14 protein-coding genes are annotated in these 18,341 nt (G+C 67.6%); all 14 read right to left on the reverse strand.

Annotated features, from left to right (window positions below):
• Positions 1-9: 9 nt before the first annotated feature.
• The 14 genes from KF887_13035 to KF887_13100 all read right to left on the reverse strand — a co-directional run bounded on the left by KF887_13035 (position 10) and on the right by KF887_13100 (position 18,335).
• Positions 10-1,611, reverse strand: a complete 1,602-nt coding sequence (locus KF887_13035) for a GMC family oxidoreductase N-terminal domain-containing protein (protein QYK40344.1) — start codon at positions 1,609-1,611, stop codon at positions 10-12.
• The gene (locus KF887_13040) at positions 1,608-3,116 is read right to left on the reverse strand and encodes a carbohydrate kinase (protein QYK40345.1); all 1,509 of its coding nucleotides are present in this window, start codon (positions 3,114-3,116) and stop codon (positions 1,608-1,610) included. The genes KF887_13035 and KF887_13040 overlap by 4 nt, the downstream gene beginning before the upstream one ends.
• A complete protein-coding gene (locus KF887_13045) occupies positions 3,106-3,951 on the reverse strand; it encodes an aldolase (GenBank protein ID QYK40346.1) in 846 nt (281 codons plus the stop codon). Before KF887_13045 ends, KF887_13040 begins: the two co-directional genes overlap by 11 nt.
• Positions 3,948-5,636 carry a glycerol-3-phosphate dehydrogenase/oxidase gene (locus tag KF887_13050; protein ID QYK40347.1) on the reverse strand — a complete coding sequence of 563 codons (1,689 nt, stop codon included), beginning with the start codon at positions 5,634-5,636 and terminating at the stop codon, positions 3,948-3,950. The genes KF887_13045 and KF887_13050 overlap by 4 nt, the downstream gene beginning before the upstream one ends.
• Positions 5,637-5,696: 60 nt before the next feature.
• Positions 5,697-6,680 (reverse strand): aldo/keto reductase, encoded by a 984-nt coding sequence (locus KF887_13055; GenBank protein ID QYK43573.1) that lies wholly within the window; start codon positions 6,678-6,680, stop codon positions 5,697-5,699.
• 5 nt (positions 6,681-6,685) lie between these two features.
• The gene (locus KF887_13060; GenBank protein QYK40348.1) at positions 6,686-7,654 is read right to left on the reverse strand and encodes a sugar-binding transcriptional regulator; all 969 of its coding nucleotides are present in this window, start codon (positions 7,652-7,654) and stop codon (positions 6,686-6,688) included.
• The gene (locus KF887_13065) at positions 7,651-8,637 is read right to left on the reverse strand and encodes an ABC transporter permease (GenBank protein ID QYK40349.1); all 987 of its coding nucleotides are present in this window, start codon (positions 8,635-8,637) and stop codon (positions 7,651-7,653) included. The genes KF887_13060 and KF887_13065 overlap by 4 nt, the downstream gene beginning before the upstream one ends.
• A 3-nt stretch (positions 8,638-8,640) precedes the next feature.
• Positions 8,641-10,152 carry a sugar ABC transporter ATP-binding protein gene (locus KF887_13070; protein QYK40350.1) on the reverse strand — a complete coding sequence of 504 codons (1,512 nt, stop codon included), beginning with the start codon at positions 10,150-10,152 and terminating at the stop codon, positions 8,641-8,643.
• Between the two features lie 64 nt (positions 10,153-10,216).
• Positions 10,217-11,227 carry a substrate-binding domain-containing protein gene (locus tag KF887_13075; GenBank protein ID QYK40351.1) on the reverse strand — a complete coding sequence of 337 codons (1,011 nt, stop codon included), beginning with the start codon at positions 11,225-11,227 and terminating at the stop codon, positions 10,217-10,219.
• A gap of 283 nt (positions 11,228-11,510) precedes the next feature.
• Positions 11,511-12,581 carry a DUF1513 domain-containing protein gene (locus KF887_13080; GenBank protein QYK40352.1) on the reverse strand — a complete coding sequence of 357 codons (1,071 nt, stop codon included), beginning with the start codon at positions 12,579-12,581 and terminating at the stop codon, positions 11,511-11,513.
• 4 nt (positions 12,582-12,585) lie between these two features.
• Positions 12,586-13,569, reverse strand: coding sequence for an imelysin family protein (locus tag KF887_13085; protein ID QYK40353.1), 984 nt, complete (start codon positions 13,567-13,569; stop codon positions 12,586-12,588).
• Positions 13,569-15,071, reverse strand: a complete 1,503-nt coding sequence (locus KF887_13090) for a c-type cytochrome (protein ID QYK40354.1) — start codon at positions 15,069-15,071, stop codon at positions 13,569-13,571. The genes KF887_13085 and KF887_13090 overlap by 1 nt, the downstream gene beginning before the upstream one ends.
• A 122-nt stretch (positions 15,072-15,193) precedes the next feature.
• The gene (locus KF887_13095) at positions 15,194-16,468 is read right to left on the reverse strand and encodes a peptidase (GenBank protein QYK40355.1); all 1,275 of its coding nucleotides are present in this window, start codon (positions 16,466-16,468) and stop codon (positions 15,194-15,196) included.
• Positions 16,469-16,802: 334 nt separating this feature from the next.
• Positions 16,803-18,335, reverse strand: a complete 1,533-nt coding sequence (locus KF887_13100; protein QYK40356.1) for a malonyl-CoA synthase — start codon at positions 18,333-18,335, stop codon at positions 16,803-16,805.
• Positions 18,336-18,341: the final 6 nt, after the last annotated feature.

An 18,341-nucleotide genomic window follows, 5' to 3' on the forward strand; every position in this document is an offset into this window, starting at 1 on the left:
CCCGGCGCGTCAGGCCCGCCCCGCGATCAGGTCGGCTGCCCGTTCGGCGATCATGATCACGGGCGAGGCCGTGTTGCCCGACACGATACGGGGCATGACGGATGCGTCGGCAATGCGCAGACCGTCCATGCCCCGCAGCCTGAGTTGCGGGTCGACCACGGCCTGCGGGTCGGTCCCCATGCGGCACGTGCCGACCGGATGGAAGATCGTGGTGGCGATGTCGCCTGCCTTGGCGATCAGCGCTTCGTCCGTGTCGAAACCGGGGCCCGGCAGCCATTCCTCGGGTGTGAACCGCCGCAGGGCCTGTGCGCCCATGATGCGGCGTGCCTGCCGGATCGAGGCAAGCGCGACGCGGCGATCCTCGTCGGTCGACAGGTAGTTCAGGCGGATGTCGGGCTGAACCGCCGGGTCCGCCGACGTTGCATGCACATGCCCGGTCGAGGTCGGCCGCAGGTTGCACACCGACACGGTGATTGCCGGAAACGGATGCAGCGGATCGCCCAGGCGGTCGGTCGACAGGGGCTGGACATGATATTCCAGGTCGGGCGTTTCCCGTTCGGGGCCGGAGCGGGTGAACATCCCGAACTGGCTGGGCGCCATCGCCATCGGTCCGCTTTGTGTCAGCGCATAGCGCAGCGCGATCCGCGCCCTGCCCCACAGGCTGCCCGCCATGTCGTTCAGTGTGCGCGTCCCATGCACCTTGTAGACCGTGCGGATCTGCAGATGATCCTGCAGGTTCTCGCCGACCCCGGGCAGGTCGTGAACCGGTTCGACGCCCAGCGATGCCAGTCGCGCGGCCTGCCCTATCCCCGAAAGCTCCAGCAGTTTCGGGCTGTTGATCGCGCCTGCGGCGAGAATCACCTCGGCCCCGGCCGCGGCATGGAAAGGTGCGTTGTCGGCCAGCCACTCGACACCCGTCACCCGCCGCCCCGCGCAGGTCAGACGGCGGACCAATGCGCCTGTCACCACGCGCAGGTTGCCGCGCCGCATCGCAGGGCGCAGGAAGCCCCGCGCCGTGCTCCAGCGGACACCGCGCCGCTGATTGACCTCGAAGAACCCCGAGCCCTCGTTCGACCCGTCGTTGAAATCGGCGCGCGGATGGATGCCGAACTCTCGCGCGCCGTCCTGAACGGCGCGCAGGATCTCCCAGTCCAGGCGTTGCTGTTCCACCCGCCATTCGCCGCCAGCGCCGTGCAGGTCGGTCGCGCCGCGCCAGTGGTCCTCGGAGCGGCGGAAATAGGGCAGCACATCGTCCCAGCCCCAGCCCGCGTTGCCAAGCTGGCGCCAGTGGTCATAGTCGGCCGCCTGCCCGCGCATGTAGATCATGCCGTTGACCGAGGTGCAGCCGCCCAGCACCTTGCCGCGCGGATAGACCAGGCTGCGCCCGTTCAGGCCGGGTTCCGCAACCGTCCGCATCATCCAGTCCGTGCGCGGGTTGCCGATGCAGTAGAGATAACCGATGGGAATCCGGGTCCAGTGATAGCGGTCTGACCCCCCGGCCTCGAGCAGCAGGACGCGGGCCCGGCCATCCGCCGTCAGTCGGTTGGCCAGCACGCAGCCCGCGGTTCCGGCCCCGACGACTATGTAGTCATAGCTGCCTTCGTCGGTCATGGCCGCGCCAGCGCCTGCAGGTCGGCCCAGAACGGTTCAATCGCCGTGACCAGACGCGACCAGACACCGAAGCGCCGGTCATGCATGGCGCGGGCGGCGGGATCGGGTCGCAGATATGCCTTTGGGCGTGTCATCGCGGCGACGGCGGCCTCCTCATCGGCATAGAGCCCGGTTCCGACCGCCGCTGCAATGGCCGCGCCAAGCGCACCCGTCTCCTCGGCCGCGCCGAGCATGACAGGCAGACCCAGCACATCCGCCATCATCTGCGGCCAGTGCGGCGAGCGGGTTCCTCCACCCGACAGTGCCACCTGGGTGATCGCGGCACCGGCCGCCAGCATCACCTCGACATGGCGGCGGTGTTCGAAGGCGACCCCCTCGAACAGCGCACGCAGCATGTGCCCCTCGCCGTGCCAGCCGGCAAGGCCAAAGAAACCGCCCCGCTGATGCGCGCCACCCCGCCCGCCATACAGGAACGGATGGAACATCGGGTCATCCGCCGCCGGGGTCACGCCACCGACGCAGGCGTTGACAAGTCCGAAGGGGTCGTCGTGGTGGGCGCCCCGCTCCACCAGTGTCCGGACATACCATTCCAGATTGGCGGCAGACGTCGCGCTGTTGTCCATGCTGCCGAAGCGGCCCGGACCGAACGCGGTGACCATGAAGACGCGCGGGTCGCGCAGGGGGACCGCACCGAAGATCTGGTTGATGGACCAGCTTCCCAGGACAACCGAGGCGGCCCCGTCACCCACCGCACCCGACCCCAGCGCCGAGGCCACCACGTCGAAGTAGCCCGCAACAACAGGTGTGCCCGGCCGGAGCCCTGTCTCTGCCGCCGCATGTTCCGTCACTGCGCCCGTCACGCTGGTCGGACGGGCTAGCGGTGGCAGCAAGGGCATGGCATCCGCCAGCCCGTAGAGCGCCATCAGCGCGGGGTCATAGGTCGCCTCGGGCAGGCGCAGCAGACCCGCCCCCGACATGTCCGAGATTTCGCTCCGGCGTTCCCCGGTCAGGTGCCATCCAAGAACATCCTTGGCAAAGCAGAGCGTTCCTGCCTGTTCGTAGAGGTCGGGCCGATGCTGTTTCAGCCATGCCAGAAGCACCGGGGTCTGTGCGGGCCATGGTCGCTGAAGGCAGATGTCATGCAGTGCCGTCCCCGCCCTGCGGTCGAGCGCCTCGGCCAGCGCGGCCCCCCGGCTGTCGAGCGACTGGATGCCCAGCATCGGCAGGCCGCGCCTGTCCAGCAGATACAGCCCGTTGCCATGCCCGGCCAGCCCGATGCAGGCAACGCGCCCGCCCGCGCCCCCGGCCTGTTCCAGGCAGCCCGCGATTGCGGTGCGCGCATTCGCCCACAGTTCGGCGACCGGGCGTTCCACCATCCCGGCGGCAGGTTTCAGCGTGGTGCCGTCGATGCCATGCCGCGCGATCTGGTGTCCGGCCCGGTCGAACAGCACGGCCTTGACGACGGTGTTGCCGATGTCGATGCCAAGGATCAGGTCAGGCGCCACGGCGGTAGATCTCCCATGCCGCCGGACCGTCCGCACCGTCGTGGATGATCGCCATCAGGGCGGCCACGACGGCGCCCGGATTGGCGTGCTGATAGATGTTGCGGCCATAGACCAGGCCACGCGCGCCCTGCGCCACCAGAGCCGCCGATTTTTCCAGAACCACCCGCAGGTCTTCCTTGCCGCCGCCGCGCGCCAGCACCGGGACACGGGCGGCCTCGACCACCCGGTGGAAATCGTCCGGGTTGGTGGTCGGATCCGCCTTGATGATGTCGGCCCCCATCTCGGTCGCCAGCCGGACCAGCGTGACGATCTTCTCGGCATCGCCATCCACCTGATAGCCGCCGCGCACCTCGTTCGGCAACATGACGAGCGGCTCGATCATCAAGGGCATGCCATAGCGCGTGCAGTCCGCACGGACCCGCGCGATGTTGGCGACGCACTGGCGGAACAGGTCCGGCTCGTCCGGCAGCATGAAAAGGTTGACCACCACGCAGGCCGCATCCATCTCGACCGCCGGCAGCACCGGCTCGGCGGCATTCTGCAGTTCGGCCCACATGACGCGGTGGCGGGCGGCATTGTAGGGGTTTCCCATGTCCAGGCGCATCACCAGTGCCGGCTTGTCGCGTTCGGGCCTCGCCTGCAGCAGGTCGGCCTGACCATAGCTCATCTGGATGGCATCGGGCTGCGCCGCGACCAGCATGTCGACCACGCGGCCCATATCTTCCAATCCCACCAGAAAGCCCGGTTCGTTGCACACTCCGTGATCGACCGCCACGTCGAGACAGCCGCCATGGCGGAACATCCGGTTCATCCGGACCTTTGGGGTGATCTTCATGGCAGGTCTCCTTCGGACATGGTCAGCGTGACGCCGTGATAGGTTGCAAGATCGGAAAGGAATTGCGCCACCTCGGCGCGCCTGCGTTCATCGGACCAGTTGCATTCCCGGGCCATGGCCTGCGCCGCCGCCGCCATCAGCGCCGCCGTCAGGTCGCCCCGGATGGCCAGCGGGCTGCGCCGTTGCAGGACGTCTGACAGGTGCAAGGCGTGTTCGTCATGGACAAAGCGGGCGATCTCTCCCTCGGTCATCACCGATCCGGGCAGCGGGCGGTCGTCGCGCGCCGCGCAGAAGGCCGCGACATGGTCCGCGCGCGCTCCGTAGAGGTTGACCAGATGCGCCGCCCTTTCGGATGAAAGACCATGGCGGGCGGCAAGATCGTCGGCGAGGGCGTGGTGGAATCCGGCGCCGCCGCCAATCGGCCGGTCCGCCGTCTGCACCTGCCTGACCAGCCGGAGTTCCCGCAGGACCAGATCGACCGCATCCTCCGCGAAAGCGCGGTAGGTGGTCCATTTGCCCCCCACCATGCCGATCTGCGGGATCTGGCCCGGCAACCGGCGCACGGAATGCCCGCGCGAAATGCGCCCCGTGAAATCGGCATTGCTGACCGGCAGCGGCCGAATGCCCGAAAAGCTGTAGACGATCTGGGACGGCAGAACCGGGATGGACGGGAACAGCGCGCTCAGGGCCCCGAGGATGTAGTCACGTTCCTCGGTGGTGCAGGCAGTGCGTCCCGTCTCGGTCACCCGGATGTCGGTGGACCCGGCCAGCACGCGGCCGAGATAGGGGAACACGATGCAGATCCGCCCGTCGGCATGCTCGAAATAGATCATGTACCCTTGCAACGCCTGTTCCAGCGACGGGTTGTCGAGAATCAGGTGTGACCCCTTGGTGCCCGCCACCAGACGTTCGGGCAGGCGGGCACCCAATGCTGCGGCGCTTTCGTCGATCCATGCACCGGTGGCATTGACCAGAAGCTTCGCGTGCAGCGTCAGGCTGCGTCCGGTCTCGAGATCGGTCAGGGCAAGCCCCTTTCCGTCAGGTGCAAGCCGGGCGTAGTTCAGCGCGATCGCCCGGGGATTTGCGGCGGTCGCATCGCAGATCAGTTCGAGGCCCAACCGTTCGGGGTGCGAGATCCAGGCGTCGTGATAGGTCGCCGAGAACCGGATGCCGGGCCGCAGCGCAGGCCAGCCGGACCTCGTGGCCGCACCGCCGCGAAACCGGTGGCGGGGCAGAACCGGGTCACGCCCGGCGATGGCATCGTAAAGCATCAGACCAAGCTTCACCGGCAGCGCGCCGCGTGCGCGCGGCCGCCCCGTGAAGCCCAGGAACCCCCGCGCCGCGTTGGCCATGCCGGATGTGAGCCGCTCGACAGGGATCGTCGTCGGCAGCGGGCGCACGAAATGCGGGGCATTGCGCAGCAACCGGTCCCGTTCGACCAGACTTTCGCGCACCAGCGAGATCTCGCCGTTCTCCAGATAGCGCAGGCCCCCGTGGATCATCCGCGATGGCGCGGCGGAGCAGCCGGAACAGAAGTCGTTCATCTCGACCAGCAGCACCCGCAGGCCCTGCAACGCAAGATCCGAGAATACGCCGATTCCGTTGATCCCGCCGCCAACGACGATCACGTCAAAGGCGCCATCAGCGGCGATGCTGTCGATCCGGGCTTGCCTCGCATCAGGCATGGCGTCTTCCTTTGCGGAAACAGGGTCCGCAGTTGCTGTCGGTCGGCGATGTGGTGTGCCTCAGGCAGGCACGGCGGGCAGATGGGTCTCGACGGCGGCGGTCAGGGCCGCGATTTCGTCGCTGGCCAGGGCAAGGCGCCCGGCCTGCGCATTCTCGCGCGCCTGTTCGGGGTTGCGGGCGCCGCAAAGGGCGAAGGTCAGGCCGGGCCTGGTGAGTGTCCAGGCGATGACGACCTGTGCGGGGCTGGCGCGATGCGCCTCGGCAATGGGGCGGATGGTGCGCATCACCCGATCGACCCGCGCCCGGTTCTCGACCGAAAAGCGCGGGTCCGCTTGCCGCTGGTCGTCACCCGAAAACACCCTGTCAGCAGTGATGGCGCCCGAAAGCAGCCCGAGGGCCAGGACGGAATAGCCCATCACCGAAATGCCGGACGCGCGGCATTCGGGCAGGTGCGTGGTCTCGATCCGCCGGGACAGCATCGAATACTCTTCCTGCACCGCCGCGATGCCGCCCTCGGCACGGTAGGCGGCCAGGTCGTCGGGGCTGGTGTTGGATCCGGCAAACGCGAGGATCTTGCCCTCGGCCTGCAAATCCCGAAGCGCCCCCACGGTGTCGGCCACCGGCGTGGTCGGGTCCTGCCAGTGGGTGATGTAGAGGTCGATCCGGTCGGTGTCGAGGCGGCGGAGGCTCTGGTCCACCTCATGCCGGATGGCGGCCGGGCTCAGGTCACGGTGAACGGCCTGCCCGGCCTGGGAGAAGAAATAGGGGCCGCGCGCGCTGTGCCAGACCAGACCGCATTTGGTGGCCAGCACCACCTCGTCGCGCCGCCCCCGGATGGCGCGGCCGACCACCGTTTCAGCGTGGCCCAGTCCATAGGCGGGTGCGGTGTCGATCAGCGTGACACCCTCGTCCAGTGCAGTGCGGATCGCCGTCTCGGCCAGCGAGTCATCGGTGCCGCCCCACATCCAGCCGCCGATCGCCCAGGTGCCGAGGCCCACGGCCGATGCGGCAATGCCGGTCCTGCCGATATCTCTTTTCACCATCGGGTTCATGTCGGCTCTCCATTGTCCATCAGGATGGTCGATGCGGTATCCTCGTCGGTCACCAGCACCGACACATAGCCACCGCGCAGCACCGAGCGGATCGGACCGACCTTGTCTTCCCCGGCCGCAACAGCAACCACCCGGCCGCAGTTGCGGATCTCGTCGGGGCGCAGCGCCACAAGCCGCTGGTTCAGCGCAAAGTTCGCCACCTGCCCCCGGTCATGCACGAGGTGGCCGAGGAATTCGGCCATCACGCCAAGGCCGGGCAGCATCGCACGGTCGGGGGCCGACAGCGGATGCAAGTCGAAGTACGAAGACCCCGGCGTGGTGATCGATCCGATACCCACCAGGCAGGACGTGGCCCGGCGGGCGAGGTCCAGCACCTCCTTGACCGCCCCAAGGTTCATCAGCATCTCGCGCTGATCGGCACGCTCGGCAAACAGCGGTGCGTGCAGTTGCAGCGACCGGCCGCCCAGCCGTTCCGCCATGCGAGAGGCGAGGTGATTGACGTCGGTGTGATACTTGCCCTGCACGCCGCCGGTCAGCGGCACGACCTGAACGTCGATGGGCCGGTCGACCGCCAGCGCATCGACCACCGCGGCGACCGCCTTGCCGCCCGAGATGCCGAGGATGTCACCGTCGCGCAATGTCTCGGCAAGATGCGCGGCGGCGGCCTGGCCGACCTGTTGCAGGCGCGTGCCGTCATTGTCCGACACGGTCGGCGACACGATGGCGGACTGCACCAGACCGGAGGATGCCAGCTTGCGCTCCAGATCCATCAGCCGCTGGAACGGGGTTTCGATGCTGATCTTGACCATGCCCGACCGCCGCGCCTGCGCGATGATCCGGTTCACCTTCGACGTGGACAGGTTCATCTCTTCCGCGATCTCGGCCTGCCGGCGGCCCTCAACGAAATGGCGCACCAGCACCGCGTGCATCTGCCGCAGCGAATTGAAGTCGTTGATCTCGTTCATGCCCTGCCTCCTGCCGCCTGGCGTTTCACGAGGTAGTGGTCGAAGGTCACGGCGGCCAGCAGGATCGACCCGCGAATGATGTCCTGCCAGTAGACCGACACGTTCATCAGGGCGAGTGACGACGACACCATCGACAGCAGGATCGCGCCCAGGATCGCGCCCAGGATGCTGCCCTTGCCGCCGGACAGGCTGGCCCCGCCGATCACCGCCGCAGCGATGACGTTCAGTTCCATGCCGACGCCGAAGGTCGGCTGCGCCGATCCGAAGCGGGCCATGTAGATCACGCCGGCCACGCCGCAGAGCGTCGAGCACAGCACCGTGGTCAGGAAGATCACGCGCTTGGTGCGGATGCCGGAATAGGCGGCGGCCTTCTCGTTGCTGCCGGTGTAGTAGACCAGCCGGAACGCCGTGGTGCGGCGCAGCAGGAAGTCGAACACGACCACAACGACGGCAAAGATCACGATCGCCACCGGGATCACACCGATCGATCCGATGCCGACCCACTTGAAGCTGTCGGGCAGCGCGAACAGGCCCAGGGGCCGCCCGCCTGTGCCCAGCAGACACAGGCCCCGGGCAATCACCATCGCAGCCAGGGTGACGATGAAATGGTGCAGGCCGACATAGGTGACGAAGAACCCGATGATCGAACCGATGACCGCGCAGACGCCGATGGCCATCAGCGCGGCGACCCAGGGGTTCACGCCGTTCAGGAACAACAGGCCCGCGACGACCATCGACAGCGCCGTGACCGAGCCCACCGACAGATCGATGCCGCCCGAGATCAGCAGGATCGTCATGCCCACCACCACGATGGCCTCGACCGAAAAGGCCATCGTCATGGCGCGCATGTTCGTCCAGGTCAGGAAATGCGGCGAGGCGAAGGACATGACCACGAACAGCGCGAGGATGATCAGGACCAGGCCGGATTCCCGGGCCCCGAACAGGCGGGACAGCAGCGGCCGGTGGCGGGCGGTTTCGGTCATCGTTCAGTTCCCTGCGGGCACCAGCGCCCCGGGCGCGGCCATTGTCATGATGTTGGATTCGGTCATCGCATCGCCCGCCAGTTCCCCGGTCACGCGCCCCTCGCTGATCACCAGCACGCGGTCGCACAGCCCGATCAGTTCCGGCAACTCCGATGAAATCACGATGATGCCGACCCCGCTTTCGGCCAGCCCTCGCAGGATCGCGTGGATCTCGGCCTTGGCGCCCACGTCGACGCCGCGCGTGGGTTCGTCGAGGAAGATGACCCGCGGACCGACCGCCAGAAGCTTTGCAAGCGCCACCTTCTGCTGGTTTCCGCCCGACAGGGTCGAGACGCGATGCGCCATGCTGGCCGCCTTGAGCCGCAGGGATTCGCCCAGGCGCTGCGCGAGCGCGGTTTCCCGCGCGCCGTCGATCACCCCCATGCGTCCCGCCACCTGCCGCAGGTTCAGCGCCGAGACATTGGCCGCAATCGGCATGTCGAGGAAAACACCCTCGCCCTTCCGGTCCTCGGACAGATAGACGATGCCCTGCGCGATACAGGCGGCATAGTCGCGCAGCACGACCTCCTGTCCCTTCAGCCACACCCTGCCTCGCGCGCCCTGGTCCAGCCGGGTGAGGCCGCGCGCGATCTCGCTGCGTCCGGCGCCGATCAGTCCCGCTAGGCCGAGGATCTCACCCTGGCGCAGGTCGAAGGATACATTGCGGTAGCGCGGTCCGGTCAGGCCTTCGACACGCAGGATTTCGGAGCCGCACGGACCCTGCAGCTTGGGCGGATAGAGGGTATCGAGCTTGCGCCCGACCATCGCATTCACGACATCTGCGGGCGTGACATCGGCCGTCCGGTCGGTGCGGATGTGCCGTCCGTCACGCATCACCGTCACCCGGTCGCAGTTGGCGAAGATCTCGGCCATGCGGTGCGAGATATAGATGACCCCGATCCCCCGGGCAGCGAGGTCGCGCATGATCGCGAACAGTTTCTGCGCCTCGTGCTCGGTCAGTGCGGCTGTCGGCTCGTCCAGGATCAGGATGCGGCAGTCCAGGGTCAGGGCCTTGGCGATCTCGACCAGTTGCTGCTGCGATATCGACAGGCGCCCCGCCGGAACGCGCGGATCGATGTCTGCCAGCGGCGCCAGCACACGCGCAGCCCGCGCGTTCATGTCTGCGGTGTCGATCAGCGGGTGTCTGGCGCGCGCCGTCTGCGACATGAAGATGTTCTCGGCAACCGAGATTTCGGCGCAGAGCGCGATTTCCTGATGTACGAAGCCGATGCCGAGCCGCTGCGCGGTGGCAGGAGAATCGATGGCGACATCCTGTCCGTCGATGCGGATCGTGCCGCTGTCGGGCCGCAGGATGCCGTCGATGATGTTCATGAGCGTCGACTTTCCGGCGCCGTTCTCGCCCGCAAGCGCGTGGATTTCCCCGGCCCGCAGATCAAGGCGCGCGTCCCGCAGGGCGCGGATCGCACCGAAGGACTTGCAGACATCCTGAAGTTCGAGAAGCGGGGGGGTGGTCATGTCGATCCGGCGGCGTGTCTGGAAAGGGTCGGCCCCGCCGCGACGGCGGCAGGGCCGTTCGGTGTCACTTGCGGTTCGCCATGTAGGTCTCGAGGACAAAGCTTTCGGCATTGTCCTTGGTGATCACGGCAAAGCCGTTGTCGGAATAGGGAAACTGCATCGGGTTGAAACCCGACACCTTGTAGTCGTTGAACGGGTCGATCAGCTGGGGCCGGGCGCCGAGGAAGGTGTTCATGAAGCCCAGGAAGCCCTGCACACCCTGGTTGGGGTTCAGCGCCATGTGGATGTTGCCGGCCTTGATCTCTTCCAGCGTCGTCGGGGTGATGTCGGCATGGATGATCATCAACGTGTCTCCCGCTGCCTTGACGGCTGCAACGGCCCCTTCCGCGGAACCCGCCTCGGGTATCCACAGCGCGGCAAGGTCGGGGTTCGCCTGCAGCATGGCGGAAACGGCCGTGAAGGCCGCGTTCGGATCCTGGTTGGTGGCCTGACGGCCGACCAGCTTCATGTTGGGGTAGTTCTTTTCCATGTAGGCTATCAGCGCGGTCACCCGCAGGTCGTGGTTCGACTGGCCGGGATTTTCCAGCACGGCATATTCGGCGCTGTCGCCGACGGTGCTGACGATCTGCTCGGCGGCAAAGGCCGCCTCGGCCAGGTTGTCCGAGGTGACATAGCCTGTGCGCTTCGACTTGGGTGAATCGGCGGCGAAGGTGGTGACGGACACACCGGCGTCGATGGCCCGGTTGATCGGGTCGATGAACGGATCGGCCTGCATCGGGTGCAACAGGATCCCCGCCGGGTTCTTCACCAGATCCTGCTCGAAGGATGCGATCTGCTTGGTGATGTCGTAGTCGGGCGTTCCGGAAAAGACCGCCTCGCAACCAAGCGCGGCGGCCGCCTGCTTGAACCCCTCGAACACGGGGACCCAGTAGGGATGCCCCATCACCATGACGTTCATGACATAGGTTTCCCCGGGCTCGCAGGCGAGACCGCCTTCGGCCCGTGCCGCCGGTGATGCGCCCAGCAGGGCAACGGCCGAAACCCCGCACAGAATCAGTGACCTGACGTAGCTCATATCTTCCTCCCTTCACCTCGGCGCCTCGCGCCATTCTTGCAAGTTTTTTCGCATGCCGAAAGACATTGCGGAGCCAGCGGTATCGGTCAGCCGCGCGGGGCGTCAACTGTGATCTGGATTTATTCCGTACGATGAAATTTATTTCGCTCCGTCCTTGCACCGGCACGGCACGATGTGCCCCTGCAGGCCCCGGCGACGGAAGGCCTGGGTCCGCCCCGGCGGCTGTGCCCCGCGCCCGCGAGGTCGCCCCCGGGGTCCGAAGGCTTGGCCGGGCAAAGCGGGTTCAGAGCGCGACGATGTGATTGTCCCAGGCACATGCGGCCAGGCCGATCGCACGGTTTCCGCCTGCCCCCATCACGAGCAGGCCGCCAAGGCCGTCACTTGCAAGATAGCCGTCGCGATGCGCGGCAAGGCCGCAGACGTCGGCACGCGAAACGGCCCCCAGAAACGCGCCTTCGGCGGAGAAGCGATGCACCCTGCCGCCGCGCGGTGAACTGATCGCGACCTCGGTCCCGTCACCGGCAAAGGCGACGCTTCCGGAATAGCCCTGCATGGCCACCTCTGCCAAGGGGGGCGCCGCAGCCAGAACCGGTGTCGCGCCGCGCCGGTGCAGGCCCAGCAACGGCGGCGCGTCGGCAGCGCTGCCCTCCCACTGCATCGCGAAAGCCACAAGCCCGTCACGCCGGACCGCCAGGTGGCGGATCGAGTTTCTCTGGTATTCGGGGGCCAGCGTCACCTGTTCCAGCAGCGCACCTTCGACCGACAGGTAGGCCAGATTCGGCTGCATCGTCGGGATGTTGAGCTTGCTGCGGTCTGTCGGATCGGTAGCGATTCCTCCGTTCGCAACCACCAGCGTGCTGCCATCCGGCAGCAGCCGCAGGTCATGTGGACCGATCCCGCCGGACGGCACTTCGGCGATGCGGGCATAGTCCGCGTCCGCATTCCAGATGCCGATCACGCCATCGCTGGAAGCGCTGGACTGCTCGCTGGTGAACAGCAACGCGCCCCCGGCGGCGAATACCCCGTGACCGTTGAACTGGCGCCCCTCGGGGGGGCTCAGGCGCCGGCGCACGGCGCCACCGGCGCAATCGACAACCAGCGCGAAGGCGCCCGGCCTGCGCGCAAAGGCGACCGCCTCGGCCCGCCGGGGATGGCCCGCCCCGGCATGGCCGCGCGCGGGCAGCGGCACGCGAAAGGTCAAACCCCCGGCATCATCAAGGCCGAAGAGCGCGAAACTGCCATCGGGTTCCCGCGCCGCGGCCAGATAGGACGGGCTGCCCGCAGCAGCCCAGCCAAACTGCGGCGCCGCCCCGGCTGCGAGCAATGCGGCAAGAAATCCGCGTCTTGTCGCCATGGCATCAATCCCCGTCCTGCGCGTTGAAACCGCCCGCAATTCCCAGCCGCGCGCCGATCTCCTCCGCGACGGCGGCGCGCATCGCGCGAACCGCCTGCTGCAACGCCTCGACACGCAAGCGGGCCTGCGGGCTGTCCATGTCCTGAAAGCCAGGATCGGCAATCGCCGCCGCCAAGGCATGAACCCGCCGCGCTGCGGCGTCCGTGGCGGGCAGGTCGCGGCCGGCAAGACCGCGTGCCAGCGCCTGAGCGGCTTCGACCGCCAGCACCACATTCCGCAGGCTGCGCCCGGCCCGCCAGGCCTCGGCCAGCCGGGGACGCGGGCGCTCGAAAGTGCCCATCGGGCGGCCAAGACGCTGTTCCGCAGTGAATTCAAGACTCGACAGCACCTGGGTGTAGATTGCGCGGACGGCCTCGTCCCGCGTCAGGAACAGGGGGTTTCCCGGCTGCCCCGCCGAGGACAGCATCGGCGCGAACTCCTCGGTCCACGCGGCATCAAGTGCCGCCGCCTGCTGCGCGAGATCCGTGGCAATGGCCCGGACCAGGGCGCACCCGTAGCTTTCCAGATCGAATCCCGCGAAAGCGGGATCATGCAGCAGCATGTCCAGCGCGAGGAGCCCGCGCCCGGCAATCGAGACCTCGGCATAGGCCGCCGGATCGAGCACCGCCGGGTCCTCTGCCGTGACGAGGCGCGACAGGGTACGCTGGGTGAAACCCCGGTCATCCGGCCAGAAGGCGACGGAAAGCGCCCCCGCCTCGGATGGCCCGATCCGCAGGTCGGCGACAGCCATCCAGGCGTCAAACGCAAGATGGAACGCCGGCCGCAGGGCGACGGCCCGGCAATCGTCCCGGGCCTCTGCCGCCAACACCGCCGCCGCCCCTGCAAACGAGCGGAAACCAGGCAGGATGAAACCGTCCATCGCCGCGTCGACATCCGCACCTGCGGGGGTCGACAGCAGGATCGCGGCGAACAAGGCCGACCAACGCATCACAGGCTCTCCAGAAACCGGATCAAGGCATCTCGTCCGGCGCGCGGCATCGCCGCAAAGCGGTCGCGGGCGGCCTGCGCCTCGCCGCCATGCCAGAGGATCGCCTCCATCAGGCTGCGCGCCCGGCCGTCGTGCAGATAGGTGGCGTGACCGCTGACCTGCCGTGTCAGGCCGATGCCCCACAGCGGCGCAGTACGCCATTCCGTGCCGGTGGCCCGCCCCTCGGGGCGGTGATCGGCCAACCCCTCGCCCATGTCGTGCAGCAGAAGATCGGTGTAGGGCCAAATCAGCTGAAAGCTCTGTTCAGGCTGGTCGGCAAGCCTGTGGGTCACGAATTTCGGCCGGTGGCACGCGGCGCAGCCAGCTTCGTGGAACATCTGCTTGCCGCGCAGGACCTCTGCATCGCCCGGATCGCGATGGGCCGGCACCGCCAGGTTCCGGCTGTAGAACGTGACCAGGTCGAGCCCCTGTGCATCAACCTCGAATCCACCCTGCGCGGCGTCGGCACCATGGATCGCATCGCGGCAGGCGGCCTGCGCCGCCGTGCAATCGCCCCAGGGGTCCGGGAACAGGGGGGTCGAGATGCCGATATCGCCTGCGAAGGCCGCCGCCGACTGTTCGCGCACGGTGGGCGACCCCGCCTTCAGGCCGAACCGGCCGAGCATCGGCAGGGCATGTTCCACCGACCATACGATGTTTGGCCGCCCGGAAACGCCGTCGCCATCGCTGTCATCGGGGTCTGCAAGGGCAAGTATGTCGGCGGCCGGGATCGCCTCCAGCAAGCCCAGCCCGATCATCTGCGGCGCGACGCGCGGGCTCAGCATCGCGTCGGGGTGCAGCGGGCCATACCCGAGGTCGGCGGCGCGATAGCTGGGGCGCCGCAGCATGACCGTTTCACCATCCGACAGCGCGACGGCGACATCCTCGTAGGTGATGTCCAGCCGGTATTCTGCGGGCTGTCCGGGCGTGCCGAAGTCCTGCAACTGGCCACCGTAGGTCGGATCCGGCAGGGTGGCGATGTAGTCGCCGATTTCTGCCATGGCCGCCTCGACATCGGTCGGGGCACCCGGGATCGAGACCCGCAGGAACATCGACACCGCGGTATCGCCCGGCCCCTCGGGCGGGTGCCCGCGGCCATCCTTGATGTGGCAGTTCTGGCAACCTCTTGCGTTGTAGAGCGGCCCGAGCCCGTCGGACGCCTGCGTCGAGGAAGGTGCCGAAACCCAGATCTTGCGGAAGAGACCGTTCCCCACCTTGAAATCGAGTTCCCGCCCGAAGCCGATATTGCCCGAGGGCTGCGAAAACGCATCCGCGTTGGTCCGGGCTCGCACCGTTGCCGCGCCGGCGGGCAGATCCTCGAAGGGTTCGGGAGCCGCGAAACCGGTTGGCAGGGCTACCGCTGCGGCAACACGGGCGGTCTCGGCCGCCGTGCGCGGGATCACCCGCAGATGCGGGTCGCCCAGGTCCTGCGCGCAGGCGCCGCCCGCGACCAGCAGGAGCATGGGCGAAAGCCAGACAGACCTGAACCATCGGCGCATCGCGTTCGTCATCCTCAAGGCCGGCGCCGTCACGCCTCTGCCGCCCGCGTGGGGGCACGGGGCCACGGTCATGGCGCCGACCTGCCCTACTGGAACACCGCCGACGGGTTGTCGAGGCTGTCAGAGCCTTCAAAGGCCACGCCATCGAGCCCCAGCGCCGTCACCATCCGCTCGATCGTCCGGGTCTGGGCGATCAGGCCGTTCACGCCCGCCATGATCAGCGCCTCGCCTTCGGCATTTCCCTGCGCCAGCATCATGTCATAGGCAAATCCGCCCTCCGCCGCCGTCCTGATCGCACCGAGCGCCGCCATCGTCGCGTCAAGCCTTTCGCGCATCTCTGCATCGACCGCCGGACTCACCTCGGCCACCAGGGAAGAAAGCGACGGGCCCTCGATCACCGAACCGTCGGGGCGGAGGTAGCGCCCCAGATAGACATTCCGCACGCCGAGGCCGTCATAGTAATGGCTGTTGTGGGTGTTGTCGGAGAAGCAGTCGTGTTCCTCCTCCGGGTCGTTCAGCATCAGGCCAAGCCGCATCCGCTCACCTGCCTGCTCGCCATAGGATAGGCTACCCATGCCGGTCAGCATCGCGACCAGCCCGGCGTCCGGATCGGCCGTCACGGCCGCCCGGGCCTCGCCGCCCGGTGCCCAGGCACTCGCCATCTCCTCCAGATCGCTGACCAGCAGATCGGTCGCCGCGCGCAGGTAATCGGCACGGCGATCGCAGTTGCCGCCGGTGCATCCCGCGCCACGGACATAGTCGGTGTGCGGCCGCATGCCCGCACCGGGGCCTGTTCCGTTCAGGTCCTGGCCCCAGAGCAGGAACTCGATGGCATGGTATCCGCGCGCCACATTCGTCTCGATCCCGTCCGCCTCGTTCAGAGTGTCGGCGATCAGCGCGGGCGTGATGGCGGTCGCATCGATCTCGGTGCCGGCAATGGTGATCCTGGGGTTCGCGATCACGTTCAGCGCGGCGAGGGCGTTGGCATCGGTCGGACCGCCGTAGGCCGCATCCACATAGTCGATCAACCCCTCGTCCAGGGGCCAGGCGTTCACCTTGCCTTCCCAGTCATCGACGATGGCATTGCCAAAACGATAGACCTCGGTCTGCTGATAGGGGACACGAGCGGCCAGCCAGGCCTCGCGCGCCGCTGCCAGTGTGGCGTCCGACGGGGTGGCGACAAGGGCATCCACCGCTGCCTGCAACGCCTTTGCGGTGGACAGGCTGTCGGCGTACTTGGCAGCGGCGATATCGGCATAGGTGTCGAGAACCGCCGCACGATCCGTCTGGGCCTGCACCGCCCCGGCCATACCGACGGTCAGCACGGCCAGCCGCAGGCCTGTGGAAAGGATGGTCATCATGTCACTGTCCTTGTTCGTCGGCGGGCCTGAAACCGGATGTCCCGCATTCGCCGCACCGTCCAATCGGGTGCTGCGCCGGGTCATCGGTCTTTGTCATCGCCTGGCTCCTCGCCCGATGTCATTCTTCCCGCGACATGCGGAACGGGGAACCTCGGGCATGCACGAAAACTGAGTGAATGAGTCGGACAAGTCAATCCGAGTCGTTTAGTCGGAAATCCTGGCGGGGCCTTGACCGGTCGCTCGATGGCACCGGCGCGCACGTACCCGGGGCCGGACCCGGCCGCTTCCAGGCGGCAGGGCAGCGGCCAGGCGTGGCCGCGCGGGCAGCGTCGTATCAGACAGGGGCGTCGAAGGAACCGGCAAACCGGTCCCGCAGCAGGTTCTTCTGCACCTTGCCCATGGTGTTGCGGGGCAGTTCCGGCACGAAGAATACCGCCTTGGGTTGCTTGAACCGGGCCAAGGTGCCGCGCAGGGGGTGCAGGATGGCATCTTCCGTCAACCCGGCACCCGGTGCGGGCACCACCACGGCCACCACCGCCTCGCCGAAGTCAGGATGCGCAAGCCCGATGACGGCGCTTTCCGTGACGCCGGGGATGGCGTCGATCAGGGCTTCGACCTCTTTCGGATAGATGTTGTAACCACCTGAAATAACAAGATCCTTGGACCTTCCAACGATGGACAGATAGCCTTGCGCGTCGATCATGCCCAGATCGCCTGTGATGAAGAACCCGTTGTCGCGCAACTCTTCCCGGGTCTTCTCGGGCATCCGCCAGTAGCCCTTGAACACATTCGGGCCCCGCACCTCGATGGCGCCGACCTCACCCTGCGGCAGTTCCGCGCCGCTGGCGGGGTCGGTGATGCGCAGTTCCACCCCGGGCAGGGGAAAGCCTACCGTTCCGGCGATGCGCGGGCCGTCATAGGGGTTGGAGGTGTTCATGTTCGTCTCGGTCATGCCGTAGCGTTCCAGGATCGCATGGCCTGTCACCGCGCCCCACCGGGCATGGGTCTCGGCCAGAAGCGGGGCGGATCCCGAGACGAAAAGCCGCATGTGGGCCACGGCTTGCCGCGTCAGTCCCGGATGGTCCAGCAGGCGCACATAGAAGGTCGGCACGCCCATGAGCACCGTCGCCCGCGGCAGGGCCGCAACGATGGCGTCGGCATCGAAGCCGGGCAGGAAGATCAGCGAGGCACCCGAGACCAGCGCCACGTTGGTCGCCACGAAAAGCCCATGGGTGTGAAAGATGGGCAGGGCGTGGATCAGCACGTCGTCGGCGGTGAAGCGCCAGATCTCTGCCAGCGCTGCCGCATTCGAGGACAGATTGGCATGGCTGAGCATCGCGCCCTTGGAACGTCCGGTGGTGCCGCTGGTGTAAAGCATCGCCGCCAGATCGTCGGGGCCGCGCGGGACGGGCACAAAGCCCGCAGCCTGTCGCGCGGCCGCGTCGGTCAGCGAACCGGCCCCATCGGGGCCCAGGGTGAACACCGCGCTTGCGCCGTGCTTCCGGGCGATGTCGGCGAGCACCGCTTCGGTCGCGGGGTCGCAGACCAGGACGGCCGGTTCGGCATCGCCCAGGAAGTACGCCACTTCCGCCGCCGTGTAGGCCGTGTTCAGAGGCAGGAACACGCCCCCGGCCATGACGGTCCCGAGATACAGCGCCAGCGCGGCGGCGGTCTTGGGTATCTGCGCGGCAACCCTGTCGCCCGGCGCGACCCCGGCGGCAACCAGCGCGGCGGCCATCCGCTCGGCCTGACCGAACAGATCGCCAAAGGTCAGGTCCGATCCATCAGGCAGTCTGGCGAACACGGCAGACTCGCGCCCGACCGACGCGGCACGCAGGTGGTCGATCAGGTGATTTCCGTCATGCATGGCCAT

It is taken from the genome of Paracoccaceae bacterium (assembly GCA_019454225.1).
Classification (GTDB): Bacteria; Pseudomonadota; Alphaproteobacteria; order Rhodobacterales; family Rhodobacteraceae.